Genomic DNA, 22957 nt, shown 5'->3' with positions numbered 1-22957 from the left:
ATACGAGGCCCCCATGGCAGCACCCGGTGAAAACCTCAAGATCGACAGCGCCCGGCTGTGGGACAGTCTGATGGAGATGGCCAAGATCGGGCCCGGAATCGCGGGGGGCAACAATCGCCAGACCCTGACCGATGCCGACGGCGAAGGCCGGGCCCTGTTCAGGAAATGGTGCGAGGATGCAGGCTGCGAGATGGGCCTGGACCAGATGGGCAACATGTTCGCCATGCGCCCCGGCACCGATCCCGACGCCCTGCCCGTCTATATGGGCAGCCACCTGGACACCCAGCCCACGGGCGGGAAATACGATGGTGTACTGGGCGTTTTGTCGACTCTGGAGGTCATCCGCACGCTGAACGACATGGGCGTGAAGACGAAACACCCGATCGTGGCCACCAACTGGACCAACGAGGAAGGCACGCGTTTTGCCCCGGCGATGCTGGCCTCGGGCGTCTTCGCGGGCATCCATACGCAGGACTGGGCCTATTCCCGCACCGATGCCGAAGGAAAATCCTTCGGCGATGAACTTCAGCGCATCGGCTGGCGCGGTGAGGAAGAAGTGGGCGCTCGGAAGATGCATGCCTTCTTCGAACTGCACATCGAACAGGGCCCAATCCTGGAGGCCGAGGGAATCGACATCGGCGTCGTGACCCATGGGCAGGGCCTGTGCTGGCTGCAGGTCACGGTGACGGGCAAGGATGCGCATACCGGGTCGACGCCGATGCCGATGCGCAAGAATGCGGGCCTGGCCATGGCGCGGATCATGGAAGCTGTGGACGGGATCGCCTGGTCCTACAAGCCCGACGCCGTGGGCGCGGTGGGCCATATCGACATCTACCCGAACTCGCGCAACGTGATCCCGGGCAAGGCGGTCTTTACCGTCGACTTCCGCACCCCCGATCTGGAAGTGCTTCAGAAGGCCGAGGCACAGATCCGCGAGGCCGCTCAGAAGATCTGCGACGACATGGGCGTTGAGGTCGAGTTCGAGAAGACAGGCGGTTTCGATCCGGTGGCCTTCGACGAGGGCTGTGTCGACATCGTCCGCCGCTCGGCCGAAGCGCTGGGGTTCAGCCATCGCGACATCATCTCTGGCGCGGGACACGACGCCTGCTGGATCAATCAGGTCGCGCCGACGGCGATGATCTTCTGCCCCTGCGTCGACGGGCTAAGCCACAACGAGGCCGAGGAGATTTCGGCCGAATGGGCCGCGGCCGGGACCAACGTGCTGCTGCACGCGGTGCTGGAAAAGGCAGAGGTGGTCGCGTGACCCGCCGCGGTTCCGGGGTCGCGGGGACATGAACCGGCTGCGGGCCCTGTCCGGCCATGCGTCGGGCATGCCGCGGCGGCGGATCGGGGGCCAGCCCCCGAACCCCCGGAGTATTTCGAAAGAGAAGAAGCAGGGGGCGTAATGGCGGCGCGGGCGGCAGTTCCGGAGGAGATCGGGGCGCTGGTGGCGGCCGAGATCGCGGCCCATGACGCGACCAGTCGGTCGGGCCGGATGACGCTGGCGGCCTTCCAGGCGGCGCTGCATCCGCCACGGCTGATCACGGTGAACTTTTCCGGCGGGATCACGCAGAAATGCTGGTCGGTCACGCGGACCGACGGCTGCTATTCGGTCATCTACCTGCCCAGCGCAGGATATTTCTCGCTGTGCGTAGACAGCGATTTCGGACCGCTCGACATCGGTGTGCACGGACCTGCCATCGATTGCTTCGCATCGGTCCAGTAGAAACGGAGAACGTACCATGTCCACGGTCATCAAGAACGGCACGATCGTCACCGCAGACCTGACCTACAAGGCCGATGTCCTGGTCGAAGGCGGCGTGATCACCGCGATCGGTCCCGACCTGAAGGGGGACGAGGTGCTGGACGCCACCGGCTGCTATGTCATGCCCGGCGGGATCGATCCGCATACCCACCTGGAAATGCCCTTCATGGGCACCTATTCCGCCGACGATTTCGACAGCGGCACCCAGGCAGCGCTGGCCGGCGGCACCACGATGGTCATCGACTTTGCCCTGCCCGATCCGGGCCAGGGCCTGATGGACGCGCTGAAGCGCTGGGACAACAAGTCGACGCGGGCCCATTGCGACTACAGCTTCCACATGGCCGTCACCTGGTGGGGCGAGCAGGTCTTCAACGAGATGGAGACCGTGATCAAGGAACGTGGCATCACCACCTTCAAGCACTTCATGGCCTACAAGGGGGCCCTGATGGTGAACGATGACGAGATGTATGCCAGCTTCCAGCGGCTGGCCGAACTGGGCGGCATCGCCATGGTCCATGCCGAGAACGGCGACGTGGTGGCGGAACTGTCGGCCAAGCTGCTGGCCGAGGGCAATACCGGGCCAGAAGCCCATGCCTATTCCCGGCCGACACAAGTGGAGGGCGAGGCCACCAACCGCGCGATCATGATCGCCGACATGGCGGGCGTGCCGCTTTATGTCGTTCACACCTCGTGCGAGGAAAGCCATGAGGCAATCCGGCGCGCGAAACTGGCCGGCAAGCGGGTCTGGGGGGAACCCCTGATCCAGCACCTGACGTTGGACGAGAGCGAGTATTTCGACAAGGACTGGGACCATGCCGCGCGCCGCGTGATGTCGCCACCCTTCCGCAACAAGATGCACCAGGACTCCTTGTGGAACGGGCTGGCCGCCGGCACGCTGTCGGTCGTGGCCACGGACCATTGCGCCTTCACCACGGACCAGAAACGCTATGGCGTGGGCGATTTCACCAAGATCCCGAACGGCACGGGTGGCCTGGAGGACCGGCTGCCGATGCTGTGGACCTATGGCGTGGGGACCGGGCGGCTGACGCCGAACGAATTCGTGGCCGTGACGTCGACCAATATCGCCAAGATCCTGAACTGCTATCCGAAGAAGGGGGCGGTGCTGGTCGGCGCCGATGCCGACCTGGTGGTATGGGACCCGGAGAAGGAAAAGACGATCACCGCGGCCAGCCAGATGTCGGCCATCGATTACAACGTCTTCGAAGGCAAGAAGGTCAAGGGCCTGCCACGCTTCACCCTGACCCGCGGCCGCGTGGCGCTGAACGACGGCAAGTTCATCCCGGCCGAAGGCCACGGCCAGTTCGTCGCGCGCCAGCCGAACATGTCGGTCAACAAGGCCCTGTCGAAGTGGAAGGAGCTGACCGCGCCCCGGCCTGTCGAGCGGACGGGCATTCCGGCCACGGGGGTCTAAGCCCATGACCACCGCCCTGTCTCATGGCGAACATATCGAGTGGTTTTCGAACCGCGCGTTCTTCGCCGCGTGGGAGCTGGCCTTCGAACAGGCCAGCCGCATGCCCCTGGCCGAGGAAGACCGGACCGAGGTCGACCGCTTTCGCCAACGGATCTGTGCCGGGGCGATCTGGAACGGCATCGTGGTCGAAATCGACGACGAATTCCCCAACCTGGCGTCGCGCCGGCTGTGGACGCAGGTATTCCGGAGCACCGCACAGGCCATCTTCCTGCGCGAGATCGGCAACCAGTCCGACCTGGGCTGGCAGGTCGATGCCGTCGCCACGCTGTCCCGGATGCGCACTTTCCTGGGCGAGGCGGCGCGCAGCGCCCGCCTGTCCGACCGGGACCTGCGATGCGATGACGATCCGGTGCTTGAATCGCCACGGGCGCGCAAGGCCTCTCGCACCGCGCATATCTGCCCCTGCTGCGGCTATCCCACGATCGACGAACCCGACACCTGCGAGGTCTGCCCGATCTGCGACTGGGAGGACGATCCCCTGCAGACGGTGGACGAAACCTTTGTCGGTGGCGTCAATCACCTGAGCCTGCGCCAGGCGCGCGAGGCATTCGACCGCGAACAGGCCAAGCTTCTGCCCCTGGTCATGGCCGGCCGGACGTTCGAGGCCATCGACTTTCTGCGTTCCGCCCGGGGGTGGGGACTGAACCGCAGCAAGCATGCCTTCGAGGAATGGGTGCGGGTGCGCGGTCCGGAACTGTATTCAAGCCGGATCGAATAGGGCAGAAAGGACGGGGCGGCGCCGACATGCGCCGGACGGGTTGGGGAGCACGTGACCGATATGACAATGCCGGATCTCTCAGGCGTTCTGGAAGCCGCGCTTTATGCCGATGACCTGGACGCGGCCGAATCCTTCTATGGCGGCGTTCTGGGCCTGCCGGTCGTGACCCGGCAGGACGGTCGGCACATTTTCTTCCGGGCGGGGCAGACCATCGTTCTGGTCTTCCGGCCCGACGCCACCCGCCTTCCCCGTGACCCCGACGCCCTTCCCGTCCCGCCCCATGGCGCCGATGGGCCGGGACATCTGTGTTTCCCGGCCTCCGGCCGGGACCTTGACGACATCAAGCATCATTTGGAAGCGAACGACGTGCCCATCGAGGCGGATTTCAACTGGCCCCATGGCCCCCGATCCATCTATGTCCGTGACCCCGCCGGGAACTCGGTCGAATTTGCCGAACCTGCACTCTGGGAGGCCCGTCCATGACCGTCGGCCCCGTGATCCAGGCCAGCGGGCTGGACCTGACCTTCCAGACCGGCGACGGCCCCGTACATGCCCTGAAGGACGTCAATCTGACCGTCGACAAGGGCGATTTCGTGTCCTTCATCGGCCCGTCGGGCTGTGGCAAGACCACATTCCTGCGCTGCATCGCGGCGCTGGAAACGCCCACCGGCGGCAGCCTGACCGTGAACGGCATGACGCCGGACGAGGCGCGCAGGGCCCGCGCCTATGGCTATGTCTTCCAGGCGGCCGGGCTGTATCCGTGGCGGACCATTGCCAGGAACATCAAGCTGCCACTGGAAATCATGGGCTTCACCAGGGCCGAACAGGACAAGCGTGTCGACCGTGTGCTGAAGCTGGTCGACCTGGAAGGCTTTGGCGGCAAATATCCCTGGCAGCTGTCGGGCGGCATGCAGCAGCGTGCGTCCATCGCGCGGGCGCTGGCCTTCGACGCGGACCTTCTGCTTATGGACGAACCCTTCGGCGCGCTGGACGAAATCGTCCGCGACCACCTGAACGAACAGCTTCTGGCGCTCTGGGCCAGCACCGGCAAGACCATCGCGTTCGTCACCCACTCGATCCCCGAAGCGGTGTACCTGTCCACGAAGATCGTGGTGATGAGCCCCCGTCCGGGCCGGATCACGGACGTGATCGAAAGCCCCCTGCCGCGGGAACGGCCGCTGGATATCCGCGACACGCCGGAATTCATCCAGATCGCCCACCGCGTCCGCGAGGGCCTGCGCGCAGGTCATTCCTATGACTGAGGCCCGATCCATGGCGGAGGCCCGGGCATGAAGACGCTTCTGGCCATCCTGACCGTTGTCGGCGCGATCATGGTGATCTGGTATGCCGCGGCCGTGCCGATGAACATGGGCACCGCGATAAGCGAGGCCCAGCGCGCAGGCGTGGAAGTGACCCCGCCCGAAGCGCAGGTCCGCCGCGACATGTCCGGCACGTCGCTGACCCTGAAGAACCTTGGCCTGATTTCCGCCACGTGGGAGCTGAAGCGCCCGCGCCTGCCCGCCCCCCACCAGGTCGCGATCGAGCTCTGGGACACGACCGCGATGAAGAAGGTCAATTCCAAGCGCAGCCTGATCTACCACGGCTGGGTGACGCTCTCGGCAACGTTGCTGGGCTTTGCCTTCGGCACCGGCCTTGGGATCCTGCTGGCCGTGGGCATCGTCCATTCCAAGGTCATGGACATGTCGGTCATGCCGTGGGCCATCGTCAGCCAGACCATCCCGATCATCGCGCTGGCACCGATGATCATCGTGGTGCTTTATTCCATCGGGATCCAGGGGATCATCCCAAAGGCCATCATCTCGGCCTATCTCAGCTTCTTCCCGGTCGTTGTCGGCATGGTGAAGGGCCTGCGCAGCCCCGATGCGATGCAGACCGACCTGATGCACACCTACAGTGCCTCGCAGGCGGAAACCTTCTGGAAGCTGCGGCTGCCCTCGTCGCTACCTTATCTCTTCGCCTCGCTGAAGGTCGGCATCGCCGCCTCGCTGGTGGGTGCGATCGTGGGCGAACTGCCGACCGGCGCCGTGTCCGGCCTGGGCGCGCGGCTTCTGGCGGGCAGCTACTACGGGCAGACGGTCCAGATCTGGTCGGCGCTCTTTGCCGCCGCGATCCTGGCTTCGGTGCTGGTTGGCATCGTGGGCCTTCTGGAACGCGGGTTGCTGCGCAGGATGGGGCTGTCGCGATGATACTCGTTGTCTGCGCCTTCCTTGCCTGGGCCGTGGGCTGGACCCTGAATCTGACGCTGGCCCGCGACGGTGTGGCCGAAACCCGCGCCGCACAGATCACCGTGCCCGTGATCTTCGGCGTGACCGTTCTGATCATGTGGGAACTGATCGTGCGGGGCCTGCAAGTCCCCGGCGTCATCCTTCCGCCGCCTTCGGCCGTGGCGCGGGCCTTTGTACAAAACGGCAATGTGCTGTGGGTGGACTTTGTACAAACCATACTGAAGGGCGCCCTGTCGGGCTATCTGATCGGCTGTGGGGCCGGTTTCATCGCGGGCATCTTCGCGGCGAAATCCGACTTCCTGCGCCGCGGCCTGCTGCCGGTCGGCAATTTCGCAGCGGCCCTGCCCATCGTCGGCACCGCGCCCATCCTGGTCATGTGGTTCGGCTTCGACTGGCAGTCGAAGGCCGCGGTCGTCACGGTCATGGTCTTCTTCCCCATGCTGGTGAACACGGTGGCCGGCCTGGCCGAACCCACGGCGATGCAGCGCGACCTGATGCACACCTATGCGGCCAGCCCCCGGCAAAGCCTTGAAAAGCTTGACCTTCCGGCCGCGATGCCCTTCGTTTTCAACGGTTTGAAGATTTCCACGACACTGGCGCTGATCGGTGCCATCGTGGCGGAATTCTTCGGCTCTCCGACCGTCGGGATGGGGTTCCGCATCTCGACCTCGGTCGGGCAGCTTGCGCTCGACATGGTCTGGGCCGAGATCGTGGTGGCGGCCCTGGCCGGCACCGCCTTCTTCGGCCTCGTGTCCCTGGCCGAACGCATCGTCACCTTCTGGCACCCCTCGCAGCGGAGCTAGAGCGGTGGAAGAAAGATATAAAACTCAACAGGTTGAACAGAACACAAACACGGAGTGTATGACGATGAAGAGCTTGAAAACGTCCCTTCTGGGTGCCGCCGCCGCGCTGGCCATGGGCGCGGGCGCGGCTCAGGCCGCCGACGAGGTGAAGCTGCAGCTGAAATGGGTCACCCAGGCCCAGTTCGCCGGCTACTACGTCGCGCTGGAAAAGGGTTATTACGCGGAAGAAGACCTCGACGTCACGATCCTGCCCGGCGGTCCCGATGTCGCGCCGTCCCAGGTGCTGGCCGGCGGTGGCGCCGACGTGATGCTGGACTGGATGCCGTCGGCGCTGTCGGCCCGTGAAAAGGGCCTGCCGCTGGTGAACATCGCCCAGCCCTACAAGAGCTCGGGGCTCATGCTCACCTGCTGGAAGGACACGGGAATCACGGGGCCTGAAGACTTCAAGGGCAAGACCCTCGGCGTCTGGTTCTATGGCAACGAATACCCGTTCCTGTCGTGGATGAGCCAGGCCGGCATCCCGACCGAAGGCGGCCCGGACGGCATCACGGTGCTGAAACAGGGCTTCAACGTCGACCCGCTGCTGCAGCGCCAGGCCGACTGCATCTCGACCATGACCTACAACGAATACGGCCAGATCCTGGAAGCCGGCGTGTCCCCGGACGAGCTGATCACCTTCAAGTACGAGGATGAAGGCGTTTCGACCCTGGAAGACGGGATCTACGTCCTGGAAGACAAGCTGAAGGACCCAGCCTTCGTCGACGAGATGGTCCGCTTCGTCCGCGCCTCAATGAAGGGCTGGAAATACGCGGAAGCGCATCCTGACGAGGCGGCCGAAATCGTTCTGGAATACGACGAGACCGGCGCACAGACCGAAGAGCATCAGAAGTTCATGATGGGCGAAGTCGCAAAGCTGACCATGGGCTCCAACGGCACGCTGGACCCGGCGGACTATCAGCGCACGGTCGACACGCTGCTGGCCGGTGGCTCGGACCCGGTGATCACCCGGCAGCCGGAAGGCGCCTATACGCTGGAGATCACGGACAAGGCGCTGAACTGATCGCAGCCTGACCTTCGCGATTTCGGGCGCGCTCCCTGCCGGGGGGCGCGCCTTTTTCGTCGGCTGTCGGTCGTGCCTGTGGCGGACCAGGCGGGGGCGCTGCCCCCACACCCCCGAGATATTTGAAGACCAAAGAAGCCCGGGACGCGCGGACCCGGAGCGGCGGAGGGACGGCGCCGGTCGCGTGCCTTCTTCTCTTTTCAAATACTCCCGCCGGAGGCTTCCGGCGGCAAGGCCTGGATGGCACATGTCGTTTTCGCCGGGGAAAGACGCGATTTGGCGCTGCCGATGACAGCCGCGATCCGATAGGAAGGGCAGGACAAAAGACCGGAGCCGCGCCCCATGGGCACCTTCACCAGCGAATTCCTGCAGGCCCTGCACCTGATCGTCACCGGCGACGGCGACCTGTGGGGGATCGTGCTGCTGTCGCTGTGGGTGTCCTTGTCGGCCGTGGCGGTGGGCGCCGCGATCGGCATGCCGATGGGGGCCGCGCTGGCGGTCGGGCGCTTTCCCGGGCGGCGGGCGCTGGTCGTCCTGCTGAACGCGCTGATGGGGCTGCCGCCGGTGGTCGTGGGGCTGTGCGTCTACCTTCTTTTGTCCCGGGCCGGGCCGCTGGGGGTTCTGGGGCTGCTTTACACCCCCGGGGCCATGGTGATTGCCCAGACGATCATCGTCACCCCGATCATCGCCGCCCTGACCCGGCAGATCGTCGAGGGGCTGGATGCCGAATATGCTGAGCAGCTGAAAAGCCTTGGCCTGTCGCGGCTGGCGTCGGTCCCCGTGCTGTTGTGGGATGGGCGCCGGGCGCTGCTGACGGCCCTGCTGGCGGGCTTCGGGCGCGCCATTGCCGAGGTGGGCGCCGTGATCATCGTCGGCGGCAACATCAACCATGTCACGCGGGTCATGACCACGACCATCGCACTGGAAACGTCGAAGGGGAACCTGGCGCTGGCGCTGGCGCTGGGGGCGATCCTGATCACCATCGCGATTTCGGTAACCGCCGCCGTCAGCCTGCTGGGCGCCCGCCAGGGGCCCGCTCATGCGTGACGTGACCGTGGAGGGACAATTGGCCAGCACCCGGATCGACGTGACCGCCCTGCGCCTGTCGCGCAGCGGCCGGCAGGTGCTGGACGTGCCGCATCTGGTGCTGGAGGGGCCCGGACCGACCGCGATCCTGGGACCGAACGGCGCAGGCAAAAGCCTGCTGCTGCGTTGCCTGCACGGACTGATCGCGCAGGATACCGGAACGATCGCGCAGGACGGGCGGCGGCTGCGGTCCGGGGCCGCCGCCGGCCAGGCCATGGTGTTCCAGCGCCCCGTTCTGCTCCGCCGTTCCGTTGCCGCCAATCTGGCCTTCGTGCTGCGACGGCAGAGGCTGGGCCACGCCACACGCCAGAAGCGGATTGCCGAATTGCTGGAGGAAGGCGGTCTTTCCACCAAGGCACGCCAGCCGGCACGGTCGCTTTCGGGCGGCGAGGCGCAGCGGCTGGCGATCCTGCGCGCCCTGGCCACCGGCCCGAGGGTCCTGTTCCTGGACGAACCCACCAGTGCGCTGGATCCCGCGGCCACCGCGAAAATCGAGACGATGATCGCGCGCATCGCGTCCGAAGGCGTGCGGGTCGTCCTGGTCACCCACGATATCGGCCAGGCCCGCCGGTTGGCCCATGACATCATCCTGATGCAGGGCGGCCGGGTGGCCGAGCACAGCCCGGCCGGCGCCTTCTTCGCCCGGCCGCTGACCCAGGCCGGACGGCTTTACCTGTCCGGCGAATTGTTGATCTGACCCCGAAAGGACCCCCCAATGCGTATCGTGAAATCGGCCCTGTTGGCCCTGCTTCTGGCCGGGCTGGCCACCGTCGGTGCGGCCCAGGACCGCTATATCGTCGTGCAATCGACGACCTCGACCCAGAATTCCGGCCTGCTGGACGCGATCCTGCCGGCCTTCGAGAGGGAAAGTGGCATCGATGTGCGGGTGGTCGCCGTGGGCACCGGCCAGGCGATCCGGAATGCCGCCAATGGCGACGGCGACGTGCTTTTGGTCCACAACCGCACGGCCGAGGACAAGTTCGTGGCCGATGGCGAGGGCGTGGGCCGCAAGGACGTGATGTACAACGATTTCGTCCTGGTGGGCCCGTCCGAGGATCCGGCCGGCGTGAAGGGCGGATCGGACATCGTGGTCGCCCTGTCGAAGATCGCAGAAAGCCAGAGCCCCTTCGCCTCGCGCGGGGATGACAGCGGCACCCACAAGGCAGAATTGCGGCACTGGCAGAGCGCGGGCGTCGACGTGGCCGACGCCTCGGGCAGCTGGTACAGGGAATTGGGGGCGGGCATGGGCGCCACGCTGAACGCCGCGGCCGGCATGGGCGCCTATACGCTGTCGGACCGGGCCACCTGGATTTCCTTCGGCAACAAGGACGGGATGGAAATCGTGGTCCAAGGCGATCCGAAGCTGTTCAACCCCTACGGCGTGATCCTGGTCAACCCGGCGAAGCACCCGACCGTCAAGGCCGAGGATGGGCAGGCCTTCATCGACTGGCTGACGGGGCCCGAAGGCCAGGCGGCCATCGCCGACTTCCAGATCGACGGGCAGCAGCTGTTCTTTCCCAGCGCACAGTGACAGTGCCGGCCGCGGCAGGACCCTGCCTTGAGGCTTGCCCGCACAAGGATATATAGGCAGTCGAGCCGCAATGAAGGCCCCCGCAAGGGGGCCCGCACACAAGGAAAGCACGCCATGACCGCCGATGGACTGAAGGACCGCATCCTGGAAGAACTCCGGCAGGTCAAGGATCCGGTCAGCGGGAAGGATGTCGTCGCCGCGGATCTGGTCCGCGCGCTGACGGTCGAAGGCGGGACCGTGCGCTTCCTGTTCGAGATCGCGCCCGAGGCCGCTAGGAAGATGGAAGCGCCCCGGGCCGAGGCCGAACGGCGCGTCGGCGCCCTGCCGGGCGTCGACAAGGTGTCGGTCATGCTGACCGCCCACAGCGGCAAGGCGCCGCCGAACCTGAAGCCCAAGCCCGCGGCGCCCGCGCAAAAGGCACCCCCTGCCCCGCCGCAACGCGTGCCGGGGGTGAAGAAGATCATCGCCGTGGCCTCCGGCAAGGGCGGGGTCGGCAAGTCGACCGTGTCGGCGAACCTGGCAGTTGCGCTGGCGGCAGAGGGCCGGAAGGTCGGCCTGCTGGATGCAGACTTCTATGGCCCGTCCCAGCCGCGAATGATGGGCGTGAACCGCAAGCCCGCCAGTGCCGACGGCAAGATCATCGAACCCATTGCCGCCCATGGCGTGAAAATGATGTCGATGGGCCTGATGCTGGAGGACGGCCAGGCCGTGGTCTGGCGCGGGCCGATGCTGATGGGCGCCATGCAGCAGATGATCACACAGGTCGCCTGGGGCGAGCTGGACGCGCTGGTCATCGACCTGCCGCCGGGGACCGGGGACGTACAGCTGACCCTGTGCCAGAAATTCGCGGTCGACGGTGCGGTGATCGTGTCGACGCCACAGGACGTGGCGCTGCTGGATGCCCGCAAGGGGATCGACATGTTCCGCCGGATGAACATCCCGATCCTTGGCCTGATCGAGAATATGTCGACCCATATCTGTTCGAACTGCGGCCACGAGGAGCACATCTTCGGTCACGGCGGCGTGGCGTCCGAGGCCGCGTCGATGGGCGTGCCGCTGCTGGGCGAGGTGCCGCTGCACCTGGATATCCGGCTGTCCGGCGACGCCGGAACACCGATCGCGGCCGCCGGTACGGCACAGGGCGCCGTCTTCGGGGACATCGCCCGGTCGCTGATCGCGGCCGGCGTCGCCTGACGGATCAGAGCAGGTCGGTGAAGCCGCCGAACCTGCCGCGCTTGAAGATCAGGCCATTGCCCGGGCGCAGCGCCGCCCGGATGACGCGGCCGACGACGATGGAGTGATCGCCGCCGTCATGCACGGCATGGCGCGCGCAGTCAAAGCGGGCGAGGCATCCGGACAGGAGGGGCACACCCTCGGGGCTGGACGACCAGTCGACCGCGCTGAAATCGTCGCCCGCCCGGGCAAAGCCCGCTGCCAGGTCCTGCTGGTCTTCGGCCATAACGTGGATGCTGAAATGAGGGGCCTCGGCAAAGATGTCGTGGCGGGGTGACCGCTGCGCCGGGCACCAGAGCACAAGCGCAGGATCCAGCGACACGGCCGAGAAGGAATTGGCCGTCATGCCCATCGGACCGTCCCCGGACCGCGCCGTGACCACCGTGACACCGGTCCCGAAACAGCCCAGGGCATCGCGAAACTGGCGCGCGGTGCCGGCACCGGGCGTGAATTCGGCAAGGTCTGCAATCGGGGCTTGATCTGTCATCGGCCGGGAACGCCTTTATCGGGGCGGGTGCTCTGGCTCACCACGCGGATGGGCCCGCCATCCGCACGCGCCCGCCATCGCCCCCCTGCCTGAGCCATCCGGCCGCCCGCGTCAAGGGCGCGTGCCGCGCCGCCTGCGGCGGAAACCCTTGACCCGCGCGACCGGATGGCCCCGGTCGGCAGGGGCGACGGCGGCTCCGCGCGGATGGCTTGTTCGGGTGGGGTCCGCGGCCCGGATTTTCGGGCCGCGGGGAACGCGTCAGGCGATGACCTGGCGAACGATACCCGCGATTTCGCCCGAGACATCGTCGATCCCGGCCATGGCATCGACCGGGGCCAGGACGTCGCGGTCCTGGTAATAGGCGATCAGGGGCGCGGTTTCGGCATGGTAGGCTTTCAGCCGGCTGGCCACGGCTGTGGCATTGTCGTCGGCACGGCGCTTGAATTCGGTGCTGCCGCAACTGTCACAGACGCCTTCCGCCTTCGGCTGCTTGAAGCTGTCGTGATAGCCTTCACCGCATTTCGCACAGGTATAGCGGCCCGAGACACGGTCGACCATGGCGGCATCGTCGACTTCCATGCTGAGCACGGCGGCGATGCTCTGGCCGGTTTCGGCCAGAAGACCGTCCAGCGCCCGGGCCTGTACCGTGGTGCGCGGGAAGCCGTCGAGGATCACGCCGGCGGCGCAATCCGGTTCGGCCATGCGGTCGCGCAGGATCGCGATCACGATCTCGTCCGAGACAAGGCCGCCGGCCTTCATCACGGCCTCGGCGGCGCGGCCGGCCTCGGTCCCTTCGGCCACGGCGGCGCGCAGGAGATCCCCGGTCGACAGTTGCACCAGACCGAAGGCCTCGGTCAGCTTGCGGGCCTGGGTTCCCTTGCCGGCGCCCGGCGGCCCCAGCAGGATCAGTACGGCGGGGGCGGTCACCTGGCTGCTTCCATCCATGTCATGTCCTCCTCTGGCTTGGCCCGGGGCTCAGGTTTGCGGGCGGTTGGCAATCAGATCGTCCACGACGGCCGGCTCTGCAAGGGTCGACGTGTCGCCCAGGGCGCCAAAGTCGTTTTCGGCGATCTTCCGCAGGATGCGGCGCATGATCTTGCCAGACCGGGTCTTGGGCAGGCCCGGGGCCCACTGGATGACGTCCGGGCTGGCGATCGGGCCGATTTCGGTCCGCACCCAGTTGCGCAGTTCCTTGCGCAGGTCGTCCGACGGTTCGACCCCGTTCATCAGCGTGACATAGCAGTAGATGCCCTGGCCCTTGATCTCGTGCGGGTAACCCACCACGGCCGCTTCGGCCACCTGGGCGTGGGCCACTAGGGCACTTTCGACCTCTGCCGTGCCCATGCGGTGGCCCGACACGTTGATCACGTCGTCGACGCGGCCGGTGATCCAGTAATCGCCGTCGGCATCGCGTTTGCAGCCGTCGCCGGAGAAATAGTAGTTCTTGTAGTCCGAGAAATAGGTCTTTTCGAACCGTTCGTGATCGCCCCAGACGGTGCGCATCTGGCCGGGCCAGCTGTCCTTGATCGCCAGCACGCCCTCGGTCGGCGAATGGTGGATTTCCTCGCCCGAGGTGGGATCCAGAACCACCGGCTGCACGCCGAAGAACGGGCGCATGGCCGCGCCGGGCTTGGCGGCGTGGGCGCCAGGCAGCGGCGTCATCATGTGACCGCCGGTTTCCGTCTGCCACCAGGTGTCCACGATGGGACATTTGCCCTTGCCCACGACATCGTTGTACCAGGCCCAGGCTTCGGGGTTGATGGGTTCGCCCACCGTGCCCAGCAGCTTCAGCGAAGACAGATCGCAGTTTTCCACGAAGCCCCGGCCCTGCCCCATCAGCGCGCGGATCGCGGTCGGCGCGGTGTAGAACTGGTTGACCTTGTGCTTCTCGCAGACCTGCCAGAAGCGGCTGGCATCGGGCCAGGTGGGCACGCCTTCGAACATCAGCGTGGTGGCGCCATTGGCCAGGGGGCCATAGACGATGTAGCTGTGGCCCGTGACCCAGCCCACATCCGCCGTGCACCAGAAGATGTCGCCGTCGTGGTAATCGAACGTGATCTCGTGCGTCAGCGCGGCATAGACGAGGTAGCCGCCGGAGCTGTGCACCACGCCCTTGGGCTGGCCGGTCGACCCGGAGGTATAGAGGATGAACAGCGGATCCTCGGCATTCACCGACACCGGTTCGCAATAGTCGGCGACGTCCTCGATCATCTCGTTGTAGTCATAGTCGCGGTCGGCGATCCAGGTGGTCTGGCCACCGGTGCGGCGCACCATCAGGCACTTGACCGTGTCCTTGGTGTGCAGCAGCGCCGCGTCGGTGTTCGACTTCAGCGGCGTCGCCCGGCCGCCGCGGGGGGCATAGTCGGACGTGATCACGACCTTGGCGTCGCAGCCGTTGATCCGGGCCGACAGCGCATCGGGAGAGAAGCCGGCGAAGACCACCGAATGGATGGCGCCGATCCGGGCGCAGGCCAGCATGGCATAGGCGGCCTCGGGGATCATCGGCAGGTAGATGACGACCCGGTCGCCTTTGCGAACACCCAGCTTTTCCAGCACGTTGGCCATGCGGCAGACCGATTTGTGCAGGTCGGAATAGGTGATGTGCCTGGCCGGGTCCTTGGGATCGTCAGGTTCCCAGATGATCGCCGTCTGGTCGCCGCGGGTGGCCAGGTGACGGTCGATGCAGTTGGCGGACACGTTCAGTTCGCCGTCGGCGAACCAGTTGATCCGGATATCGCCCGGGGCGAAGCTGACATCCTTCACCTGAGTGAAGGGCTTGGTCCACTCGATGCGCTTGGCATGTTCGGACCAGAACGCCTCCGGGTCGGAAATCGAGGCATCGTACATGGCCTTGTACTTGGCCGCGTTCACATGTGCTTGTGCCGTGAACTCGGCCGAAGGCGGATAGCTTGCAGCTTCGCTGGTCATCTCAGGCTCCTCCCATTGATGCTGTCCCCCGTCGCGTGTCCGGCCCTCTCACCCATCTACGCGGCTTGACCGGCATCTTAACGACAACGGAAAATTTTGGAATAAGATGCGGGAATAAAACGATTTGTTTGTAAAGACTTTTCGCCACAGCGCAGCATTTTGTAAATCCCCGCCGCTATCCCGGCAAATTTTCATGCACCCGTCACGCATTGAATGTCAACGACCCGTTAACACATCGCCAGACCCCGGCGCATGCCGGGCGCGACCGCGCCCCGCCTTCGGGTGCGGCAAATGGTACTGGGTCAGGTCAGGACCAGGGCCACGTGATCCTCTGGCACAACGTCGCCTTCCGCGATCGACAGGTCCGTGACGATGCCCGCGACCGGCGCTTCATAGGGCACCTCCATCTTCATCACTTCCATGATGAAGAGCTCTTCGCCCGCCGCCACGGCCTGCCCGTTGCGGACGAAACACTTCCAAATCGCGCCGCCTGTTTCGGTTTGTACTTTCGTCGCCATGGTCAGAGTCCGTTTTGTACAAAATGGTTTCGGGCCTTCAGTGGGCCATTCGACCCAGATCAGGGCCGCGGCAGGAAGCGCGGCGGGCCCAGCAGGGTCGCCAGTTTCGGACCCTGACGGGCCAGCCAGCGACACAGCATCGGCCGCGTCTCGCGCGGGTCGATCAGGTCGTGGATGGCAAAGGCCTCGGCCCTGGGAAAGGGGCTCTGCTTCGCGGCCATCTGCTCTTCCAGTTCGCGGCGGCGCGCCTCGGGGTCGGGCGCCGCCTCGATCTCGCGCCGGTAGGCGATGGCCACGCCCCCCTCGACCGGCAGCGGCCCGGTTTCGGCAGAGGGCCAGGCCAGCACATAGCCGCCGGGGCCGTAATGCGCCGCCTGCGCCACGCCGAAGGACCGGCGGATCATGACAGAAGCCCAGGGCACCGACATCATCGCCGCAGTCAGAACGACATTCGATCCATGGCGGATCGTCGCCTCCTTCTCGGCCTGACTGCCGATCCAGAAACCGGGTTCGTCGATCAGACTGACGACGGGTAAGTGGAAGGTTTCGCACAGTTCCAGGAAGCGGCGGGCCTTCTGGGCACCGTCGGCGGTCATCGACCCCGCCAGGAAGCGCCCGTCATTGGCCCAGAGGCCGACGGGCCGGCCATCCAGACGCGCCAGCCCGGTGATCTGCGACCGGCCATAGCCGCGCCCCATCTCGAAGAACGAGCCCTGGTCGACAACGTGGCCGATCAGCCGGCGCATGTCGAAGGCGCGGCGGCGTTCGCGGGGCACGATGTCGACCAACGCGTCGTCGGCCCGGTCGAGGGGATCGTCGCAGGGCTGAACGGGCGGCAGTTCCCAGACATTCGACGGCAGGTAGCCCAGAAAGGTGCGGATATCGGCGAAACAGCCCGCCTCGTCCTCGGCTGCGTTGTCGACGGTGCCGTTCTTCGCGTGGACCTGCGCGCCGCCCAGATCCTCCTTGGACAGGTTTTCGCCCATCGCGCGCTGAACCACCGCCGGGCCGGCGACAAGGATCTGCGCCGTGCTTTTCGACATGACCGAAAAATGCGAACTGACCAGCCGTGCCGCCGGCAATCCCGCCACGGCGCCCAGCGCGGCAGAGGCCACAGGAACCGCCGCCAGCGTTTCGGCCACCGAGCGGAACCGCGGCGCGTCGAAGACGGCCGATGGCGGCGTGGGACGCTTCGGCGTGCCGACCGACCCGCCCGACCCTTCGTGCAGGCGGATCAGCGGTATCCGGCTCTCCAGCGCCAGCGACTCGGCATAGACGCTCTTGCGAAGCCCCGCCAGCGTGGGGGAGCCCCCACGCAGGGTGAAATCTTCGCCCCCGACCACCACCGGCCGGCCGCCGACCGTGCCGAAGCCCAGGACGAAGTTCGCCGGATCGAAGGACAACAGCTCTTCGTTCGCTCCGACCTCGGCATCGCCGGCGGTGCGCCCGACCTCGTCGAAGGACCCGGGATCCAGCACCGCGTCGATCCGTTCCCGGATCGTCAGGCGGCCCTTTTGATGTTGCTTCTCAACGCCTTCAGGTCCGCCCTGCGCGGTGGCCGCTTCCCTTCGGGCGCGGATCCTGTCGGCTTCCTCTCTCCAGCTCATGCGCCCATGAAGGCCGACCGCCGGGGTGCTGTCAACCGATCCCCCGGGTGCCATCCGCCCGCGGATATGCGAGCGCTAACAGGGTCCGGATCGGGGGAGCCAACCGTCAATACATGGTGCCAGAGTGCTTGACACAAGATTACTGCGACGATCTATTCCACTCTCGGAGGAAGGGGAGGTGCGCATGGCGCTGACGGCAGTCCTGATCGCCAACCGCGGGGAAATTGCAATACGCATAGCTCGGGCGGTACGCGAACTGGGACTGAAGGCCGTAACGGTCCACTCCTTGGACGACGCCGACAGTCTACATGCGCGGGCGGGCACCGATGCCCGAGCCCTGCCAGGGCGCGGGGCGGCAGCATATCTCGATGCTGCCGCCCTGACCTCGGCGGCGATTTCCTCTGGTTGCGATGCCATTCATCCCGGGTACGGTTTCCTGTCGGAACAGGGCGATTTCGCGCGCGCCTGTGCCGATGCGGGGCTGACCTTCATCGGGCCGTCGCCCGACCATCTTGACCTCTTCGGCGACAAGGCCCGCGCGCGGGCCGCGGCGATGGCCGCCGGCGTGCCGGTCACCCGCGGAATCGACCGTCCGGTCACGGCCGCGGAAGCGGCAGAGTTCCAGGCTTCGCTGGGCGATGGCGTTACCGTGATGCTGAAGGCCGTCGCCGGCGGCGGCGGTCGCGGCGCGCGCGTGGTGCGCCCGGGCGACGACATGGCGGCCCTGCACGAACGGGCGTCGTCGGAGGCCAGGGCCGCCTTCGGGTCCGGCGATCTCTATGTCGAGGCGTTCCTGGAACGCGCGCGCCATATCGAGGTCCAGATCCTGGGCGACGATGCGGGGAACATCCTGCACCTGGGCGAACGCGAATGCAGCCTGCAGCGGCGGTTCCAGAAGGTCGTCGAACTGGCCCCTGCCCCGTCGCTGGACCCCGCCTTGCGCGATGCGATCTGCGAGGCCGCGATGCGGCTGGCGGGTAGTGTCGGCTATCGCGGCCTTGGCACCTTCGAATTCCTGCTGGATGCCACCGGCACCGCCCCCGATCCCTTCGTCTTCATCGAGGCCAACGCCCGCCTTCAGGTCGAGCACACCGTGACCGAGGAGGTGACGGGCGTCGATCTGGTCGCCACGCAGATCCGGCTGGCGGCGGGGGATATGCTGGATCAGATCGGGCTGGACGAAAGCCTTGCCCGGCCCCGCGGCGCGGCCGTGCAGGCGCGGGTGAACATGGAACGGATCGGGACGGACGGCAGTGTCCGGCCCGGCGGCGGCACGCTGTCGGTCTATGAACCGCCCGGCGGCCCGGGCGTGCGCGTCGACGGGTTCGGCTATGCCGGGTACACCACCTCGCCCGCCTACGACTCGCTCTTGGCCAAGGTGATCTGCCACGGACCCAGCCACGAAGTGGCCATGGTCCGCTGCGCCCGCGCGCTGGACGAATTCCGGATGGAAGGCGTGGCGACCAACCTGGGCTTCCTGAAGAACATCGTGACCGCGCCGGAGGCGCTGGACGGCACCGCCCACACGCGATGGGTCGAGGATCAGATCGCCCGGCTGGCATCGGTCCCCGAAACGGCGCCGAAACGCAGCCGCGACGGCCATGCCGGGGCCGCTGTCGACACCAAGGATCCGCTTGCCGTCTTTGCCCATGGGGCGCAGGCGCGCACAATGGCGAAGGCCGCGGCCCCCGTCGATGCAGCCCGCGTCGATGACGGCCGCATCGGGGTGACGGCGCCGATCCAGGGCACGATCGTGTCGATCGACGTGGCGCTTGGCGATGCCGTGGCCGCCGGCCGGCCCGTCGCCGTGGTCGAGGCGATGAAGATGGAACATATCCTGACCGCCGACCGTCCCGGCATCGTGGCCGAGATCACCATGGAACCGGGCGATGTGGTGCGCGAAGGCTGGGCCATCGTGCGGCTGGACCCGGCCGAGGTCGACGGCGGGACCGCCGTGGAAGAGACCGGAATCGACCCCGATCACATCCGCCCCGACCTGCAGGAGGTCATCGACCGCCACGCCTACACGCTGGACGAAAACCGCCCCGCGGCCGTCGACAAGCGCCACAAGCGCGGCTTCAAGATGATCCGCGAGGTCCTGGACCAGATGCTGGATCCCGGGTCCTTCAACGAATACGAACCGCTGGTCGTGGCCTCGCGCCACAAGCGCGCGGATATCGAGACGCTGCGCAGGACCACCCCGGCCGACGGGGTGATCGTGGGCACGGCCACGGTGAACGCCGACACCTTCGGCGATCCGGCCTCCCGCGTGGCGGTGGTTGCCTATGACTATACCGTGCTGGCGGGGACCCAGGGGCGCCGCAACCACCAGAAGCAGGACCGGATCTTCGAACTGGCGGTGCGGTTCAAGCTGCCTCTGATCCTGTTTTCCGAAGGCGGCGGCGGCCGGCCCGGCGACGACGTGCATGGGCCTTCGGAAAGCTTCAACGTGCCGACCTTCACGATGGCGCCGAAGCTGTCGGGGCTGGTGCCCATGGTGGGCATCAACAACGGCTACTGCTTTGCCGGCAACTCTGCCCTGCTTGCGGCCTGCGACGTGATCATCGCGACCGAGGCGTCGACCATCGCCATGGGCGGACCGGCGATGATCGAGGGCGGCGGCCTGGGCGTCTATACGCCGGACGAGGTCGGCCCGATGTCGATGCAGGTGTCGAACGGCGTCGTCGACATCCTGGTCCGGGACGAGGACGAGGCAGTGGCGGTCGCCAAGAAGTACCTGTCCTATTTCCAGGGCCCGGTGGCAGAGTGGGAAGCGCCCGACCAGCGTCCTCTGCGCCATATCGTGCCGGAAAAGCGCACCCGCCTCTATGACATGCGGCAGGTCATCCAAACCCTGGCCGATACCGGGTCGGTGCTGGAGATCCGAAAGGATTTCGGCATCGGCGTGATCACCGCCTTCGCCCGGATCGAAGGGCGGCCCGTGGGCATCATCGCCAACAACCCGCACCATCTGGCCGGCGCGCTGGATTCGGACGGGTCGGACAAGGGCGCGCGGTTCCTGCAACTGTGCGATGCCTTCGACATTCCCGTCGTGTCCCTGATGGACTGCCCCGGGATCATGGTCGGCCCCGACCACGAACAGACGGCGCTGGTGCGCCATGCCGCGCGGATGTTCCAGACTGGCGCCAATATCGACGTGCCGCTGTTTTCGGTCGTCGTGCGCAAGGGCTATGGCCTGGGCGTGCTGGCGATGTGCGGCGGTTCGGGGGGCGTGGGGCTGATCAACGTGGCCTGGCCCACCGCCGAATTCGCCGGGATGAACATCGAAGGCGCGGTCAAGCTGGGCTATCGCGACGTGCTGATGGCCATCGAGGACCCTGAGGAACGCCGGATCGAGTTCGAGACCCGTGTCGCCGACAGCTATGAAAAGGCCCGCGCGGTGAATTCGGCCGCGGGCGGTGGGCTGGACGACGTGATCGACCCGGCCGATACCCGCCGCTGGATCGCGAACGGCCTGCGCGGCCTGCCACCCCCGCCGAAACGCGAGGGAAAGAAGTACCGCTTCATCGACACCTGGTAGGCGCAGCCCCCTTCCGGGGCCGACCGCCGCCTTTTTCCGGGAAACCACCCCGCGCCGGTGTTGGCTTGGGACGCGTCCTTCGGGATTCTTGGTCGGGGTCTCCCTTCCCGCGCATCGCTGTACAGGGGCTGCCATCCGGGATTCGTGGGCCGGCTGTTTCCGTCCGGGACTCTTCGCATGGGCTCCGGTGCGCGAGGATCGCCATTCGAGCCTTGGCAAGCCGGGGCCCGGGAACCTTCGTATCGGTGTCGGAATGCGGAAAACGCCGTCATGGCATCGCCGTCCGGATCCGGACCTCCGCAGGTCGTCGTCCGAGGATCCTGATCTCTCCTCTGCGCGACCTGCCATCACCAGGCTGTACGACCCCGGGCCCGGATCGCGTTCACGCCAAGGGCATCGAATACACCTGCGATGCCCTTGATGATGTTCCGACGCCGCTGCAGCCTGTTCCATGACCCGCATCGCATGAATTACCCTATGGCCTGCCTGCCATTGGCAGGGGTAGACATGGGCCCGCCATCGCGGGAACGCCGCAACCGGGCTGCGGGTCCTGTTGCGGCGGTCCCGCCAAAGCCTTAACCCTGCCGCCATCAGACCCGAGGAGGACCGTCCCCATGAGCGACACGCCCAGCTACGGCTTCGACACGCTCCAGATCCATGCCGGCGCACAGCCGGACCCCGCGACCGGAGCCCGGCAGACGCCGATCTACCAGACCACGGCCTATGTCTTCCGCGATGCCGATCACGCGGCCGCGCTGTTCAACCTGCAGGAGGTGGGCTTCATCTATTCCCGCCTGACCAACCCGACGGTTGCGGTGCTGCAGGAACGCATCGCGACGCTGGAAGGCGGCGTCGGCGCGGTCTGCTGTTCGTCCGGCCACGCGGCCCAGATCATGGCGCTGTTCCCGCTGATGGCGCCGGGACGGAACGTGGTGGCATCGACCCGCCTTTACGGCGGCACGCTGACCCAGTTCACCCAGACCATCAAGCGGTTCGGCTGGTCGGCCAAGCTGGTCGACTTTGACGATCTGGACGCCGTGAAGGCCGCCATCGACGACGACACCCGCGCGATCTTCTGCGAATCGATTGCCAACCCGGGCGGCTATGTCACCGACCTGGACGCCATCGGCGCGATTGCCCAGGGCGCCGGCCTGCCGATGATCGTCGACAACACCTCGGCCACGCCGTACCTGTGCCGGCCGTTCGAACACGGCGCGACGCTGGTCGTCCATTCGACCACGAAGTACCTGACCGGCAACGGCACCGTGACCGGCGGCGTGGTGGTCGACAGCGGCAATTTCGACTGGTCGGCCTCGGACAAGTTCCCGTCGCTGTCGCAGCCGGAACCCGCCTATCACGGACTGAAGTTCCACGAGACCTTCGGCCCCCTGGCCTTCACCTTCCACGGCATCGCCGTGGGCCTGCGCGATCTGGGCATGACCATGAACCCGCAGGGCGCGCATTACACCCTGATGGGGATCGAGACGCTGTCGCTGCGCATGGCGCGGCATGTCGAGAACGCCAAGAAGGTCGCCGCCTGGCTGGAAGCCGATCCGCGGATCGAGAAGGTCACCTATGCCGGCCTGCCCTCCTCTCCCTATTACGAACGCGGTAAGAAGATCTGCCCCAAGGGCGCCGGCGGCCTGTTCACCTTCGGGGTCAAGGGCGGTTACGACGCCTGCGTCAAGCTGGTGAACGCACTGGAGATCTTCAGCCATGTCGCCAACCTGGGCGATACGCGGTCGCTGATCATCCACTCCGCCTCGACCACGCACCGGCAGCTGACGCCGGAACAGCAGGAAGCGGCGGGCGCGGGCCCCAGCATGGTGCGCGTGTCGATCGGGATCGAGGATGCCGACGACCTGATCGCCGACCTGGACCAAGCGCTGGCCAAGGCCACGGCCTGATCCTGGTGCAGCCCATCCACCGGGCTGCAAGCGGG

The 22957-nt window shown here is 66.5% G+C and carries 20 protein-coding genes; 15 read left to right on the top strand and 5 right to left on the bottom strand.

What is annotated here, in order from left to right:
• The first annotated feature begins 13 nt into the window (after positions 1-13).
• The 13 genes from FQK05_RS11005 (at position 14) to FQK05_RS10945 (ending at position 11895) form a co-directional block, all read left to right on the top strand.
• Positions 14-1264: a Zn-dependent hydrolase gene (locus tag FQK05_RS11005; protein ID WP_158966666.1), complete on the top strand. Its 1251-nt coding sequence runs from the start codon at positions 14-16 to the stop codon at positions 1262-1264.
• Positions 1265-1405: 141 nt separating this feature from the next.
• Positions 1406-1726 (top strand): hypothetical protein, encoded by a 321-nt coding sequence (locus FQK05_RS11000; RefSeq protein ID WP_158966664.1) that lies wholly within the window; start codon positions 1406-1408, stop codon positions 1724-1726.
• A gap of 16 nt (positions 1727-1742) precedes the next feature.
• Positions 1743-3197, top strand: a complete 1455-nt coding sequence (gene hydA / locus FQK05_RS10995; protein WP_158966662.1) for a dihydropyrimidinase — start codon at positions 1743-1745, stop codon at positions 3195-3197.
• 4 nt (positions 3198-3201) lie between these two features.
• Positions 3202-3975, top strand: coding sequence for a CPCC family cysteine-rich protein (locus FQK05_RS25850; RefSeq protein ID WP_199252633.1), 774 nt, complete (start codon positions 3202-3204; stop codon positions 3973-3975).
• Between the two features lie 60 nt (positions 3976-4035).
• Positions 4036-4458, top strand: coding sequence for a VOC family protein (locus FQK05_RS10985; RefSeq protein WP_158967604.1), 423 nt, complete (start codon positions 4036-4038; stop codon positions 4456-4458).
• Positions 4455-5237, top strand: coding sequence for an ABC transporter ATP-binding protein (locus FQK05_RS10980; RefSeq protein WP_158966660.1), 783 nt, complete (start codon positions 4455-4457; stop codon positions 5235-5237). The genes FQK05_RS10985 and FQK05_RS10980 overlap by 4 nt, the downstream gene beginning before the upstream one ends.
• Positions 5238-5264: 27 nt before the next feature.
• Positions 5265-6182 (top strand): ABC transporter permease, encoded by a 918-nt coding sequence (locus tag FQK05_RS10975; protein WP_158966658.1) that lies wholly within the window; start codon positions 5265-5267, stop codon positions 6180-6182.
• Positions 6179-7024 carry an ABC transporter permease gene (locus FQK05_RS10970; protein WP_158966656.1) on the top strand — a complete coding sequence of 282 codons (846 nt, stop codon included), beginning with the start codon at positions 6179-6181 and terminating at the stop codon, positions 7022-7024. Before FQK05_RS10975 ends, FQK05_RS10970 begins: the two co-directional genes overlap by 4 nt.
• Before the next feature lie 64 nt (positions 7025-7088).
• Positions 7089-8084 carry an ABC transporter substrate-binding protein gene (locus tag FQK05_RS10965; protein ID WP_199252632.1) on the top strand — a complete coding sequence of 332 codons (996 nt, stop codon included), beginning with the start codon at positions 7089-7091 and terminating at the stop codon, positions 8082-8084.
• Between the two features lie 342 nt (positions 8085-8426).
• Complete coding sequence (locus tag FQK05_RS10960; RefSeq protein ID WP_158966654.1) at positions 8427-9131, top strand: ABC transporter permease; 705 nt, start codon at positions 8427-8429, stop codon at positions 9129-9131.
• Entirely contained in the window at positions 9124-9867 is a 744-nt protein-coding gene (locus tag FQK05_RS10955; protein ID WP_158966652.1) for an ATP-binding cassette domain-containing protein, read from the top strand. Before FQK05_RS10960 ends, FQK05_RS10955 begins: the two co-directional genes overlap by 8 nt.
• An 18-nt stretch (positions 9868-9885) precedes the next feature.
• On the top strand, positions 9886-10701 hold the full coding sequence (locus FQK05_RS10950; protein ID WP_158966650.1) for an extracellular solute-binding protein: 816 nt from the start codon (positions 9886-9888) through the stop codon (positions 10699-10701).
• A 114-nt stretch (positions 10702-10815) separates the two neighbouring features.
• The gene (locus tag FQK05_RS10945) at positions 10816-11895 is read left to right on the top strand and encodes an Mrp/NBP35 family ATP-binding protein (protein ID WP_158966648.1); all 1080 of its coding nucleotides are present in this window, start codon (positions 10816-10818) and stop codon (positions 11893-11895) included.
• Positions 11896-11899: 4 nt separating this feature from the next.
• Here FQK05_RS10945 and FQK05_RS10940 read toward each other — a convergent pair whose 3' ends face one another.
• From FQK05_RS10940 to FQK05_RS10920, 5 genes are all read right to left on the bottom strand, one after another.
• A complete protein-coding gene (locus tag FQK05_RS10940) occupies positions 11900-12421 on the bottom strand; it encodes a flavin reductase family protein (RefSeq protein WP_158966646.1) in 522 nt (173 codons plus the stop codon).
• Positions 12422-12679: 258 nt separating this feature from the next.
• On the bottom strand, positions 12680-13366 hold the full coding sequence (locus FQK05_RS10935; RefSeq protein WP_158966644.1) for an adenylate kinase: 687 nt from the start codon (positions 13364-13366) through the stop codon (positions 12680-12682).
• 30 nt (positions 13367-13396) lie between these two features.
• Positions 13397-15349 carry an acetate--CoA ligase gene (gene acs, locus FQK05_RS10930; RefSeq protein ID WP_158966642.1) on the bottom strand — a complete coding sequence of 651 codons (1953 nt, stop codon included), beginning with the start codon at positions 15347-15349 and terminating at the stop codon, positions 13397-13399.
• A 302-nt stretch (positions 15350-15651) separates the two neighbouring features.
• On the bottom strand, positions 15652-15867 hold the full coding sequence (locus tag FQK05_RS10925) for an acetyl-CoA carboxylase biotin carboxyl carrier protein subunit (RefSeq protein ID WP_158966640.1): 216 nt from the start codon (positions 15865-15867) through the stop codon (positions 15652-15654).
• 59 nt (positions 15868-15926) lie between these two features.
• Positions 15927-17474, bottom strand: coding sequence for an acyl-CoA carboxylase subunit beta (locus FQK05_RS10920; protein WP_158966638.1), 1548 nt, complete (start codon positions 17472-17474; stop codon positions 15927-15929).
• A gap of 184 nt (positions 17475-17658) precedes the next feature.
• Here FQK05_RS10920 and FQK05_RS10915 point away from each other — a divergent pair, with 184 nt between their 5' ends.
• On the top strand, positions 17659-21015 hold the full coding sequence (locus FQK05_RS10915) for an acetyl-CoA carboxylase family protein (protein WP_158966636.1): 3357 nt from the start codon (positions 17659-17661) through the stop codon (positions 21013-21015).
• Positions 21016-21629: 614 nt separating this feature from the next.
• A complete protein-coding gene (locus FQK05_RS10910; RefSeq protein ID WP_158966634.1) occupies positions 21630-22922 on the top strand; it encodes an O-acetylhomoserine aminocarboxypropyltransferase/cysteine synthase family protein in 1293 nt (430 codons plus the stop codon).
• Positions 22923-22957 lie beyond the last annotated feature (35 nt).

It is taken from the genome of Chachezhania sediminis (assembly GCF_009765275.1).
Taxonomy (GTDB): domain Bacteria; phylum Pseudomonadota; class Alphaproteobacteria; order Rhodobacterales; family Rhodobacteraceae; genus Chachezhania; species Chachezhania sediminis.
Note: the sequence above shows the minus strand (reverse complement) of the source record. Positions and strands in the feature narration are given on the sequence as shown.